Source organism: Intestinibacter sp. (assembly GCF_051866655.1).
GTDB lineage: Bacteria > Bacillota > Clostridia > Peptostreptococcales > Peptostreptococcaceae > Intestinibacter.
Genome location: NZ_JBJDXL010000388.1, coordinates 1 through 14,168, shown reverse-complemented (window position 1 = coordinate 14,168; position 14,168 = coordinate 1). Strand labels below are relative to the sequence as shown.

The 14,168-nt window shown below is 32.2% G+C and carries 13 protein-coding genes; all 13 read left to right on the top strand.

Translation table 11 applies throughout. The features are described 5' to 3' along the window. The first annotated feature begins 48 nt into the window (after positions 1-48). Positions 49-930, top strand: a complete 882-nt coding sequence (locus ACI3VO_RS11715) for a methylenetetrahydrofolate reductase (RefSeq protein ID WP_320626864.1) — start codon at positions 49-51, stop codon at positions 928-930. Positions 931-1,083: 153 nt separating this feature from the next. After that, positions 1,084-2,472: a dihydrolipoyl dehydrogenase gene (gene lpdA / locus ACI3VO_RS11710; RefSeq protein ID WP_439758088.1), complete on the top strand. Its 1,389-nt coding sequence runs from the start codon at positions 1,084-1,086 to the stop codon at positions 2,470-2,472. Positions 2,473-2,557: 85 nt separating this feature from the next. Then, the gene (locus ACI3VO_RS11705) at positions 2,558-3,328 is read left to right on the top strand and encodes a nucleotide-binding protein (protein ID WP_439758087.1); all 771 of its coding nucleotides are present in this window, start codon (positions 2,558-2,560) and stop codon (positions 3,326-3,328) included. A gap of 51 nt (positions 3,329-3,379) precedes the next feature. Then, positions 3,380-4,324, top strand: a complete 945-nt coding sequence (acsD, locus tag ACI3VO_RS11700) for an acetyl-CoA decarbonylase/synthase complex subunit delta (protein WP_439758086.1) — start codon at positions 3,380-3,382, stop codon at positions 4,322-4,324. A 34-nt stretch (positions 4,325-4,358) separates the two neighbouring features. Then, positions 4,359-5,714 (top strand): acetyl-CoA decarbonylase/synthase complex subunit gamma, encoded by a 1,356-nt coding sequence (gene acsC, locus ACI3VO_RS11695; protein ID WP_439758085.1) that lies wholly within the window; start codon positions 4,359-4,361, stop codon positions 5,712-5,714. A gap of 126 nt (positions 5,715-5,840) precedes the next feature. Further along, complete coding sequence (gene acsE / locus ACI3VO_RS11690) at positions 5,841-6,653, top strand: carbon monoxide dehydrogenase/acetyl-CoA synthase methytransferase subunit (RefSeq protein WP_439758084.1); 813 nt, start codon at positions 5,841-5,843, stop codon at positions 6,651-6,653. A 75-nt stretch (positions 6,654-6,728) separates the two neighbouring features. Beyond that, a complete protein-coding gene (gene acsB, locus ACI3VO_RS11685; RefSeq protein WP_439758083.1) occupies positions 6,729-8,864 on the top strand; it encodes an acetyl-CoA decarbonylase/synthase complex subunit alpha/beta in 2,136 nt (711 codons plus the stop codon). Between the two features lie 42 nt (positions 8,865-8,906). Further along, positions 8,907-9,281, top strand: a complete 375-nt coding sequence (gcvH, locus tag ACI3VO_RS11680) for a glycine cleavage system protein GcvH (protein WP_290685549.1) — start codon at positions 8,907-8,909, stop codon at positions 9,279-9,281. 542 nt (positions 9,282-9,823) lie between these two features. Beyond that, a complete protein-coding gene (gene acsV / locus ACI3VO_RS11675) occupies positions 9,824-11,752 on the top strand; it encodes a corrinoid activation/regeneration protein AcsV (protein ID WP_439758082.1) in 1,929 nt (642 codons plus the stop codon). Between the two features lie 204 nt (positions 11,753-11,956). Continuing rightward, a complete protein-coding gene (locus tag ACI3VO_RS11670; RefSeq protein WP_290685545.1) occupies positions 11,957-12,148 on the top strand; it encodes a CooT family nickel-binding protein in 192 nt (63 codons plus the stop codon). Positions 12,149-12,213: 65 nt separating this feature from the next. Next, complete coding sequence (locus tag ACI3VO_RS11665; protein WP_320626856.1) at positions 12,214-12,630, top strand: DUF3842 family protein; 417 nt, start codon at positions 12,214-12,216, stop codon at positions 12,628-12,630. Between the two features lie 15 nt (positions 12,631-12,645). Beyond that, positions 12,646-13,053, top strand: a complete 408-nt coding sequence (locus tag ACI3VO_RS11660; RefSeq protein ID WP_439758081.1) for a zinc transporter — start codon at positions 12,646-12,648, stop codon at positions 13,051-13,053. A 153-nt stretch (positions 13,054-13,206) separates the two neighbouring features. Continuing rightward, on the top strand, positions 13,207-13,989 hold the full coding sequence (hisJ, locus tag ACI3VO_RS11655) for a histidinol-phosphatase HisJ (protein WP_439758080.1): 783 nt from the start codon (positions 13,207-13,209) through the stop codon (positions 13,987-13,989). The last annotated feature ends 179 nt before the right edge of the window (positions 13,990-14,168 follow it).

Below are 14,168 nucleotides of genomic sequence, written 5' to 3'. Positions count from 1 at the left end.
TGAAGCTGAAGCATAAGAAAAGGTTATAAATAAAGGGGGATTTTTTAGATGAGTAAGTTAAGAGAAGCATTCGAAAAAGGTGAATTTGCAATAACTGCTGAAATGGCACCTCCAAAAGGAACTGATTTATCACATTTAGCAGAATGTGCTAAAAAAGTTATTGGTAGAGTACATGCAGCAAACGTTACTGATAACCAATCTGCAGTAATGAGAACTTCATCTCTTGCTACATGTAAAATGTTAAAAGATTTAGGATTAGAACCAGTTATACAAATGACAGGTAGAGATAGAAATAGAATAGCTATAGAAAGTGAAATGCTTTCTGCAGGATTCTTTGGAATAGATAACTTATTAGCTTTAACAGGTGACCATGTATGTGTAGGTGACCATAAAAATGCTAAACCAGTATTCGACTTAGATTCAGTTAGTATATTAGCTACTGCAACTATGATGAATAATGGTACTGATAGTGCTGGATTAGAATTAAAAGGTAAAACAGACTTCTTCCTAGGAGCTTGTGTTACTCCAGAATACGAACCAATAGAAGTACAATTATTAAAAATGGAAAAGAAAATAGCAGCAGGTGCTAGATTCTTCCAAACTCAAGCTGTTTATGATATAGAACATATGAGAAAATTCAGAGAATTAACTAAAGATATGGACTGTAAAGTAATGGCTGGTATAGTTCCACTTAAATCACCAGGAATGGCAAGATTCATGACTGCTAATGTTCCAGGAATATTCGTTCCAGATGATCAAATCGAAAGATTAAAAGCAGCTGGTAAAGAAAATTATGTAGCTGAAGGTATAAAAATGGCTGGTGAATTCATAAGACAATTAAAAGAAGAAGACTTATGTGATGGTGTTCATATAATGGCTATAGGTGCAGAAGAAAATGTACCACTAATATTAGACGCTGCAGGTTTATAAAATCTAAAATAAATTGAAAAATTTAACATAAAAACAAGATAATTAATTCTATATTGGGTATAATATATATATAGATATTATATCTAATATAGATTAATATAAAAAAGTTTATTCTATAAACAAATCATACAAGGTAAATGGGGGAAATAACAAATGAAAGTAGCAGTAATAGGAGGAGGACCAGGAGGATACGTGGCAGCTTTAAAAGCAGCTATGCTTGGTGCTGAAGTAACTGTAATAGAAAAAAATAGATTAGGTGGTACTTGCTTAAACGTAGGTTGTATACCAACAAAAGCTTTATTAGCATCTGCTGATGCTATCAGAGCCGTAAAAGAAGCTAAAGACTTCGGTATAGAAGTTGAAGGTGAAGTTAAACCTAATTTTGAAGCTATAATGGCTAGAAGACATAAAATAACTGATGAATTAGTAGCAGGAATACAATTCCTATTTGATAAAAGAGGAGTTAAAAAAATAGACGGTTTTGGTAAATTAGTAGATAAAAATACTATAGAAGTTACTAAAGCTGACGGAACTACTGAAACAGTTGTAGCTGATAAAATAATATTAGCTAATGGATCTATCCCAACAGTATTCCCAGGAATGCCTTACAATGGTAAAAATGTTATAACTTCTGATGAAATATTAAACTTAACTAAACAACCTGAATCATTAATAGTTGTTGGTGGTGGAGTTATAGGTAGTGAAATAGGACAATTCTTTGCAACTATAGGAACTAAAGTAACTATAATAGAAATGATACCTCAAATATTAGGTAGAATGGACTCTGAAGCAGCTAAAAACTTAGCTAGACAATTCAAAAAAGACAAAATAAAAGTTATGACTAGCGTTGCTGCTGATAAATACACTGTAACTGATGAATCAGTTAAATTAGATTTAAATAATGGTAAATCAATAGAAGCAGAAATGGTATTACTTTGCGTAGGTAGAAGACCTAACTTAGCTAACTCTGGTGTTGAAGAAATAGGTATAGAAATGGCACCAAGAGGATTTGTAAAAGTTAATGAATACTTAGAAACTAGTATACCAGGAATATATGCAATAGGTGATATAATACCAGGAGCTATGCTTGCTCACGTTGCATCTGCTGAAGGTATGGTAGCTGCTGAAAATGCTGTTAAAGGTAACAGTGAAACAGTTAATTATAAAGCTATACCAAGCTGTGTTTACACTGAACCAGAAGTATCAGGTGTTGGTGTAACTGAAGACGAATTAAAAGCTAATGGAACTCCATACAAAGTTGGTAGATTCGAATTCAGAGGCTTAGGTAAAGCAAAAGCAATAGGTAAATTACAAGGTTACATAAAAGTTATGACTGACGAAGATGATACTATAATAGGTGCTTCTTTAGTTGGACCACACGTAACTGACTTATTAACAGAATTATCTTTAGCTGTAGGCTTAGGATTAAAAGCTAAAGATGTTGGTAAAGTAATACATGCTCATCCAAGTTTATCTGAAGGTTTAATGGAAGCTATACATGATATACATGATGAATGTGTACATGCTATACCAAAAAAATAATTTAATTAATAGCGAGCACAGAGTTTGACATAATTTTCTAAAAGCTCTGTTGTGATAAAACTTAATTTAAGGGGGATATCATAAGATGACTTATAATATTGCTGTAGCCGGAAAAGGCGGAGTTGGTAAAACTAGTCTAACAGGGCTTTTAATTGACACATTAGTAAAACAAAAAAAGGATCCTATACTAGTAGTTGATGCAGATGCAAACTGCAATCTTTATGAAGTACTAGGTGTAGAAGAACCACAAACAATTGGTCAAATTAGAGAAGAAGCTAATATGACTGAGAAATTAGGAAATTCATTCCCAGGAGGAATGACTAAAGCTCAATTCTTACAATGGAAACTAGGTATGATCTTAGAAGAAGGCGACGGATATGACATGTTAGTTATGGGTAGATCAGAAGGAGAAGGTTGCTATTGTTTCGTAAATGGAATATTAAAACAGCAAGTTCAAAAAATTTCAGATCACTATAATTATGTAATCACAGATAATGAAGCCGGTATGGAACATATAAGTAGAAAACTTACTAAACATGTTGATACTCTTATATTAGTCAGTGATTGTTCAAGACGTAGTATCCAAGCAGTTGCAAGAATCAGAGATTTAGCAAAAGAAATGAATTTAAGCGTTGGCAAAATTGGATTAATCGTCAATAAAGTTCCAAATGGAGAATTAAATGACGGTGTAAAAGAAGAAATAGCTAAACACGATTTAAATTTATTTGGAGTAGTTCCTTCAGATGAATTAATATATGAATATGATTCAGTAGGTAAGGCTTTAATAGATTTACCAGCTGACTCAAAATCTAGAGTAGCACTAGAAAAAATAATAGAAACTCTAGACTTGCCTTAATATATAGAGAGGCGCATTATAAATTAAAATAGGCTTAAGGGGGAAAAAGATATGGCATTTAAAATGTCTACTCAAAAAGTTACTGGAACAATTAATGTAGTAGAAATAGGAACAGGAGATAAAGCTATAAAATTAGGTGGAGAACAAGTTCTTCCATTCTATAGCTTTGATGGAGAAACAGGAAATGCACCAGTTGTTGGAGCTGAAATATCAGATGTACAACCTGAAGAATGGATAGATTGCTATTCTAAATTATATGGAGATGTTTGGGCAGATCCTGCAAAATGGGCTAAATACGTTGAAGATAACACAGAAGCAGATTTCATATGCTTAAGATTAAATGGAGCTTCTCCTGATGGAGCAGACAAAACTCCAGAAGAATGTGCAGAAGTAGCTAAAGCTGTTGCTGAAGCTACAACTTTACCATTAGTAGTTGCTGGATGCGGTAACGCTGAAAAAGACGGTAAAGTATTTGATAAAGTTTCTGCTGCATTAGAAGGTAAAAATATATTAGTATTATCAGCTGTAGAAGATAACTACAAAGCAGTTGGTGCTGCTGCTGGTATGGCTTATGGTCAAAAAGTTGCTGCAGAATCTGCAGTTGATATAAACTTAGCTAAACAAATGAATGTATTACTTACTCAATTAGGTGTTCAACAAGAAAACATAGTTATGAACGTTGGTTGTTCAGCAGTTGGTTATGGTTATGAATATGTTGCATCTACTATGGATAGAATTAGATTAGCAGGATTCAACCAAAATGATAAAGCATTACAAATACCAATAATAACTCCAGTTTCATTCGAAGTTGGTCACGTTAAAGAAGCTATAGCTTCAGAAGCAGATGTTCCTGAATGGGGAGATAATGAAGCTAGAACAATAGGTATGGAAGTATCTACAGCTGCAAGTGTAATCGTAGGTGGAGCAAATGCAGTTATACTTCGTCATCCAGAATCAATCAAAACTATAAAAGCTTTAGTAAGCGCTTTAGCGTAATATAATTTATTTGTAAGGTTAGGGGGAAAAAATAATGGCATTAAAAGCATTAGATATATTTAAATTAACACCAAAGAAAAACTGTAAGGAATGTGGATTTCCAACTTGTATGGCTTTCTCTATGAAAGTTGCAAGTGGAGCTGTAGAAGTTTCTGCTTGTCCAAAAATGTCTGACGAAGCATTAGCTAAATTAGCTGCAGCTACTGCACCTCCAATGAAAACTTTAAAAGTTGGTGCTGGTGAAAGTGCATATGAACTAGGTGGAGAAACTGTATTATTCAGACATGAAAAAACTTTAGTAAACAGAAATAGATACGCTGTTAAATTCTGTGATTGCATGGATGCTGCTGCAGTAGATGCAAAAATAGAAGGAATGAAAGTTGTTAACTACGAAAGAATAGGCGAAATAATGAAACCTGAATTCGCTTATATCAAATACAATGATAATAAAGATAACTTCTTATCTATAGTAAATAAAGTAAAAGATAGTGATGTTGAATGTGCATATGTATTAGAAGTTGCAGATGCTGACGTTGCTAAAGAAGCTGTTGCTGCATTAGCTGGATTAAACCCAGTTGTAATAGGAGCTAACAAAGATAACTTTGCTGCTATGGTAGAAGTAGTTAAAGCTGATAACTTAGCTTTAGGTGTACAAGGAGCTAGCTTAGAAGAATTATATACTACAACTCAAGCTATAGAAGCTGCTGGTTACAAAGAATTAATAATAGATGTAACTGGTGAAACTATAAAAGATACTTATGTAAATGCTGTACAAGTTAGAAGAATAGCATTAAAAGAAGGAGACAGAAGCTTTGGTTATCCATCATTCATCGATTTAGCTAAATTAGCTAACGGAGATGCTAACATGGAAATAGCATTAGCTTCAGTATTCACTGTTAAATACGGAACTATATTAGCTGTAACAGATATGACTTATGCTAAAGCTTTACCACTTTATGCATTAAGACAAAACATATTCACTGACCCTCAAAAACCAATGAGAGTTGAAGCTAAAGTTTATCCATTAAATAACCCAGATAAGACTTCTCCAGTATTATGTTCAGTTGACTTCGCATTAACTTACTTCACAATAACTGGTGATATAGAAGCTTCTAAAGTACCTTGCTGGTTAATGGTTCCAGATGCTGGTGGATATTCAGTTCTTACTGCTTGGGCTGCTGGTAAATTCGGTGGATCTGTTATAGGTGCATTTGCTAAAGAATGTAACATAGAAAGCTACACTGATTGCAGAGATATAGTTATACCAGGTAAATTAGCTGTTATACAAGCTGACGTAGCTGATAATATGCCAGGATGGAATGTTGTTATAGGACCATTAGAATCTATGGAACTTCCAAAATTCTTAAAAGAATATGCTGCTAATCACTAATATGTACTAGTAACAAATTGCTTATTTAAGATTTATTAATAAAATATTAAATTAAAAATTATGCCTAGGAACTTAGATTAACTCTAGGTTCCTAGAAATAGAATAAATTCTAAGGGGGATATAAGTATGGAAAAATTTATGATGATAGGTGAAAGAATACACTGTATAGCACCACCAATAAGAAAAGCTATAGCTGAAAGAGATCCAGAACCAATATTAAAAAGAGCTATAGAACAATTAGATGCAGGAGCTCACGTTATAGATTTTAATATAGGACCAGCTGAAAGAGATGGAGCTGAAATAATGGAATGGGGTGTTCAATTATTACAATCTGAATTAAATAATGTACCTCTTGCTTTAGATACAGCTAACGTTGCAGCTTTAGAAGCTGGACTTAAAGTTTATGATAGAACTAATGGTAAACCAATAATAAACTCTGCAGATAACGGCGGAAGAAAAGGATTAATCGAATTAGCTGGTGAATATGATGCTGCTATAATAGCATTATGTGCTAAAGAAGGTATACCAGCAGACAAAGATGAAACTATGGCTTACTGTACTGAATTAATAGAAGCAGGTGCTATGGCTGGTATAGATCCAGAAACTGATATGTATTTTGACCCACTTTGCTTAGTTATAAAAGGTATGCAAGACAAACAAATGGACGTTTTAGAAGCTATAAGAGAAATGTCTGAAATGGGATTAAAAACTACTGGTGGTTTATCAAACGTATCTAATGGTTGTCCAAAACATATAAGACCAATATTAGATAGTAACTGGTTAGCAATGGCTATGGCTAATGGATTTACTTCAGCAATAGTTAACCCACTAGATCAATTATTAGTTCAAACTATAAAATCTTGCGATATAATAAGAAATGCATCTTTATATGCTGATTCATACTTAGAAGTTAAAGAATTAGGATTTGATTACAAATAAAAATAATTATAAATAAAAAATTACAGTCAAGATTTTATATCTTGACTTGTAAATAAATTTAAAGGGGGAAGTAGAGTGAATTTATATAACATAATTTATACAGGTGCTAATCAAGCATACGATGCTGCAAGCGCAGCTTTAACAGCAGTAGTAGCTGAAAAAGGTAAAGATTGTCCAGTTGCATTTCCTGACACTGCATATGCTATACCATGCATATATGCAGCAACAGGATTAAAAGCTACAACTTTAGCAGATTTAGAAACAGCTCTAGGAGTTGCTAAATCATTAATAGTTGAAAAACCATTATTAGAAACAGCTTTAAACGCTGGTTTAGCTACTGCAGTTTGTGCAGAAATAATTGAAGCTATCAAATATGTAAATAGTGAAGCTCCATACGAAGCTCCTTGTGCAGGACACGTAGTTGACCCTATAATCAGATCTCTAGGTGTTCCACTTGTTACAGGAGATATCCCTGGTGTTGCTGTTGTTCTTGGTGAATGCCCAGACTCTGAAACATTAGGAAATATAGTTAAAAAATACCAATCTGCTGGTATCATGACTTTCTTAGTTGGTAAAGTTATAGATCAAGCTATAGAAGCTGACGTTAAAATGGGTGTAGACCTTCGTGTTATACCTCTAGGATATGATGTAACTTCAGTTATCCACGTTGTTTCTGTTGCTATAAGAGCTGCATTAATATTCGGTAATGTAAAACCTGGTGATTTAGCTGGATTATTACAATACACTGCAGAAAGAGTTCCTGCATTTGTTAATGCATTTGGACCACTTAGTGAATTAATAGTTGCTTGTGGTGCTGGAGCTATAGCTCTTGGATTCCCAGTAATAACTGACCAAGTTGTTACAGAAGTTCCTTGCAACTTATTAACTCAAAGAAATTATGACAAATTTGTTGATACTTCATTAGAAGCTAGACATATTAAGATAAAAATAACTGAAATACCAATACCAGTTGGATTCGCTGCTTCATTCGAAGGTGAAAGAATCAGAAAAGCTGAAATGGCTTACGAATTCGGTGGAAACAGAACTCCTGCTTGGGAATTAGTTAAATCTTATGATTTAGGTGAAGTTGAAGACCATAAGATAGAAGTAATAGGACCAAACATAGATCCAGAAGCTTGCAAAGATGGTGTTGTTAGATTACCTCTTGCAATAATCGTTAAAGTTGCTGGTAGAGCAATGCAAACTGACTTCGAACCAGTTCTTGAAAGAAGATTCCACTACTTCATGAACTACACTGAAGGTTTAATGCACGTTGGACAAAGAGACCAAGCTTGGGTAAGAATATCTAAAGATGACGTTGCTAAAGGATTCCAATTAGAACACATAGGTGAAGTAATGTACGCTATGATGAAAGACGAATTCGATGCAGTTGTTGATAAATGTGCTGTAACTATAATAACTGATGAAGCTATGGTTAACGACTTAAAAGCTGAAGCTGTTGAAAGATACAACGCTAGAGATGACAGATTAGAACAATTAACTGACGAAGCAGTTGATGATTTCTATTCTTGCAACATGTGTCAAGCATTCGCTCCAGCTCACGTTTGTATAGTAACTCCAGAAAGACTTGGATTATGTGGTGCAGTTTCTTGGTTAGATGCTAAAGCTACTAAAGAACTTAACCCAACAGGACCATGTCAACCAATAGCTAAAGGTCCTTGCCTAGATGAAAAGAAAGGTATCTGGCAATCAATGTCTGATGCAGTTAACCAAATATCTCAAGGTGCTGTAGAAAACGTAACATTATACTCTATAATGGAAGATCCAATGACTTCTTGTGGATGCTTCGAATGTATATGTGGTATAATGCCTGAAGCTAACGGATTAGTTATAGTAAACAGAGAATATGCTGGTACTACTCCAGTTGGTATGACATTCGGTGAATTAGCTTCTATGACTGGTGGTGGAGTTCAAACTCCAGGATTCATGGGTCATGGTAGACATTTCATATCTTCTAAGAAATTCGCTTATACTGAAGGTGGACCAGAAAGAATAGTATGGATGCCTAAAGAATTAAAAGATTCTGTTGGAGAAAAATTAAATAAAACTGTAAAAGAAATGGCTGGTATAGAAAACTTCACTGATATGATATGTGATGAAACTATAGCTGTTGATTCTGAAGCAGTTTGTGCTTTCCTTGAAGAAAAAGGACATCCAGCATTATCTATGGATTTCATAATGGGAGAATAATTATAGATTAATTTAAGAAAACACAATAGGGGGAAAATACACATGGAAACTTTAAACGATAGAAAATATAGTCCAAAACATACTTGGGCAAAATTAGATGGAGAATTCGCATATATAGGAGTAACTGACTTTGCTCAAGATCAATTAGGTGAAGTTCTATTCGTAGAAATGCCAGAAATAGAAGATGAATTAACTAAAGACGTAGACTTTGGTGTAATAGAATCTTCAAAAGTTGCTTCTGAATTATTCGCTCCATTATCAGGAGAAGTAGTTGAAATAAACGAAGATAAATTAGAAGACGAACCAGAATACGTTAATGAAGCTCCATATGATGCTTGGATATGCAAAATAAAAGTTGCTGATCCTGCTGAATATGATACATTATTAACAGCTGAAGAATACGAAGCTACTTTATAAAAATTTGAACCCAATTAATTCGGATAAATAAATAAAGAAGTATAGCGAAAGTGAGTGCACGCGCTTTTGCTATACTTTTTTTATTTTTAGGTGTATCACATTTACTATACAGCTGTTATAAATAAAAGTTTCCTAAAAGTATATTTTTTTTAGAAAATAATTAAAATTTTATTTCATATAAAGATTTTATATTAAAAAAATAAATTTATTTATTAATAAGAAACTTTTTTAGAAAAAGGTTTCCTTTAAATAAACTAACTTAAATTGTGCAAATTTAAATTTTATGAAATAATAAAATTATAGACAGTAGAAATTGTAATGCAATGAATGCAGATAGGTTTTAATAGTACATATTCCATTTAGTATCAACAATGAAATTTCCATATGAGAATTTACGAGCTTTTAAATAATTAAAAAATTCTAAATTGGAATATTAATTACAAACTTTTTTTTTACTTATACACATTGGATATGATAAAATAGTATTGATACTTTGAATATATTTAATATATGTATATATTATATTTTGGGGAGGATAAGATATGGCAAAGGTTGTTTTTAGACCATCAGGTAAAACAATAGAATGTGAAGTAGGGGATAATTTATTAGAAGTAGCTAGAAGAGCAGATGTATATATCGAAGCTCCATGTAATGGTAGTAAAAGCTGTGGAAAATGTAAAGTAAAACTACTAAATGGTGAAGTTAAACAAGAGATATCATCTCACTTAACTGACGAAGATAAAGCAAATGGATATATACTAGCATGCTGTTCAACAATCATATCAGATATAGAAGTTCTTACAAATTCTTCTTTAGATGTAGCTATGAGAGGTATGAAGGTTGAAGGTGGAGACACTGCTAAAGACAAAGCATTATTTGACAGAGCTGTAGAAATAGCTCAAACTCATGATTTAACTTTAGAAACTAACATAAAGAAAACTTGTATAACTCTAGATGAACCAACTTTAGACGATAATATAAGTGATGTTGACAGATTAGAAAGACACATAAGCATGAATTTCGGAAAAGAAATGACTTATGATATAGAAGTTCTAAAGAAAATGCCAAAAGCATTTAGAGAAAATAATTTCGAAATAACTATTACATATAGAGATTTCGATGATAGATTAGAAATAATAGATGTTGAACCAGGTAATACAGAAGGTGAATTATACGGTTTAGCAATAGATATAGGTACAACTTCAGTTGTTGTATGCTTAGTTAATATGATAACTAATGAAGTAGTAGAAAAAGGTGCATCAGGAAATGGACAACTTCAATTCGGTGCAGACGTTATAAACAGAATAATTTACGCTATCAAGAAAAACAACATAGAAAAAGCTAAGGCTGCAATAGTAGACGACACTTTAAATATGTTAATAAATGAATTATTAAAAGAATCAGGTGTAAAGAGAAACAACATAGTTAGCGTTGTTGCATCAGGAAATACAACAATGGCTACTTTATTCTTAGGAATATATCCAGATTTCTTAAGATTAGAACCATTTATACCACCATTCTTCAAATCACCAAAATTAACTGCTAAAGAAGTTGGTTTAGATATAAATCCAAGCGCAGGTGTTTACCTATCACCAAACGTAGCGAGCTATGTAGGTGGAGATATAACAGCAGGTGTATTAGCTGCAGGTATATGGGCAAATGAAGAAAATGTTTTATTCATAGACTTAGGTACTAATGGAGAAATAGTATTCGGTAACCAAGATTTCATGATGAGCTGTGCATGCTCAGCAGGTCCAGCTTTTGAAGGTGGAGGAATTAGCTGTGGTATGAGAGCTTCAGCTGGAGCAATAGACAGCGTAGATATAGATCCTGAAACTTTAGTACCAACATTAAGAACTATAGACAATGAACCTGCAATAGGTATATGTGGTTCAGGTATAATCGATTTAATATGTGAAATGCTTAAAGAAAATATCATCGATAGAAGAGGTAAAATACATAGAGATTTACAAAACGAAAGAATAAGATTTGACGAAAATGATATCGGTGAATATGTATTAGCATTTGAAAAAGACAATGAACACTTAAGTAGTGATTTATTTATAACAGAAGTAGATATAGATAACTTCATAAGAACTAAAGGAGCTATATACTCAGGAGCTGCTACACTAATCGAAAGCTTAGGAATGGACTTTGATTGTGTAGATAAAGTTTATATAGCAGGTGGTATAGGAAACCACTTAAATATAGAAAACTCTGTATTTATAGGATTACTTCCTGATATAGATAGAGATAAATTCCAATATATAGGAAACAGTTCTCTAATAGGTTCTTACTTAACATTATTAAGTGATGAAGCAAGAGCTAAACTAGAAGAAATAGCAAGTATAATGACATATATCGAATTAAGTGTATATCCAACATATATGGATGAATTTGTATCTTGTTGCTTCTTACCTCATACAAATATAGATGCATTTCCAAGTGTAAAAGCTATATTAGAGGGGTAAATATATAATAAGATAGAGTTAAAGTCAAATACAGTATTTTTAAATATTGTGTTTGACTTTATATAAACAAGAGTGCTATACTAAAGGTATATGAATATTAAGTAATGAAATCATGAAGGTTTCTATGGTATTGTAATACCTTAGAGACCTTTTTTTGATTTTTATTAAAAATCGCTTTAAAAGTTTTATGGGAGGGTGATTTATATGTGTGAATCAGCAGCATTCGTTTTAGGAAAAAATAATGAATTAACAAGAGTTATGGAAAATGTAGTTAATGTAAATCCTGTTAATGGAAAAGTGTATCTAACAGATTTACTAGGCGAAGAAAAAATACTAGATGGATACATAAAAGAAATTAAATTAATGGATCACAAAATAATATTAGCTCAAGATTAATACAAGGTTATTTTAAAAGTATTAAGCTTATCTTAGCTGAAAAATATCAAGATGAGGTATAGCACATGATAATAGCAGTGATAGATGGAATGGGCGGGGGAATAGGCGCCCAAATTATATCAGCTTTGAGAGATGAATTGCCTACATATATTGATATATATGCTTTAGGTACAAATTCAATTGCAACTAGCGCAATGATGAAATCTCATGCTAATAAAGGAGCTACTGGAGAAAACGCCATTGTAGTATCCTCTAAAAAAGCTAATATAATAGTTGCCCCAATTGCTGTAACTATGCCAAATGCAATGATGGGAGAGGTTACTGGCAGAATTAGTGAAGCTATATGTGATAGTGAGGCTTTAAAAATATTATTACCTATTATGCCAGAGAATTTTTCTTTAGTAGGGGTAGAGAACAAACCATTATCTTTATTAATAAAAGATACAATAAAGGTAATTAAAAAAGAATTTAACATAAAATAATTGGAGGAAAATGAAATGATATTTAATAAAGATGTAGTAAGATACCATCATGACCATGATTGTGGATGCGGATGCGGTCACGATCATGATCATACACATACACATAGCCACGGAGATGGTTGTGAACATACACATAGCCATAGTCATGAACATGGTCACGATCATGATCATTCACATACTCATGGAGATGGTTGTGGATGCGGACATAGCCATGCAGAAGTAGAAAATAAAGACGAAAAAACTTTAAATATATTACTAGTTCATTGGGTAAATCACAATCAATCTCATGAAGAAGGATTCCAAGAATGGGTAGAAAAAGCTAAAGCTATGGGTAAAACTGAAACAGCTGAATGCATAGAAAAAGCAATCGAATACATGCAAAAAGCTAATGAAATGTTAGTAGAAGCTAAAAAAAATATGTAATAATTATAAACAGGAGTGATATGAATTTATTTTTATATCACTTCTTTTTTTTGTCATGATTAAATTTTTGTAATGGGCGAAAAGATTCGCTAATTAGAGGTCAAAGTGGTAGAATGTAATAAATGAAACTAATATGAATTGGAGGAGTACACGATGAAAGACGGACATATACATACACCATATTGTCCTCATGGCACAGAGGATACTTTTGATGATTATGTTAAAAAAAGTATAGAGGTAGGTCTTGACGAAATATCATTTACAGAGCATTTCCCGCTTCCAGACGGCTTTAAAGATCCAGCACCAGATGATGATAGCTCAATAAAGTTAAATCAAATGGAGGATTATTTAAAGGATGTAAATGAGATAAAAAATAAATATAAAGACAAAATAAAAATAAATGTAGGGGCAGAAGTAGACTATATAGAAGGCTTTGAAGAAGGTATAAAGGATTTACTAAATAAATACGGTGAATACCTAGAAGATAGTGTTTTATCAGTGCATATGGTAAAAATAAAGGATAAATATTATTGTATGGATTTTAGTAGTGAAGAATTTGAAAAGCTTATAGGTCTATTAGGTTCAGTAGAAGAAGTTTATAATCTTTACTATGAAACACTTATAAAGGCAATAAACAGCGATTTAGGGATGTATAAACCAAAGAGAATAGGGCATCTTAATTTAGTCAGAAAATACAATAAAAAATATCCATACGATTACTCTAAAAATTCAAAATTAAAAGAATTAGTAGAGCTAATAAGTCAAAAAGGATATGAATTAGATTACAATGTAGCTGGATTGTTTAAAGAAGATTGTGGAGAAACTTATATAAGTGGATATTTGGCTGAATTAGTTAAAAAATACAATATAAAAGTAGTTTTAGGCTCAGATTCACATAGTGCAAAATATATAGATAAATATGAAATAAATATATAAATTATAAAGAAAAATGGCGATTTATAACCCATATGTTTTTTATATGAGTATCATTTATTAAAATTTATAACATGCAAAAATAGCTGATTTTTATGATATCAATTGGTATTGTGAGAATCAGTTATTTTATTATTTAAATAAGTTTATTATTAAAATTTTATAAATGAATTTAAAAAAAT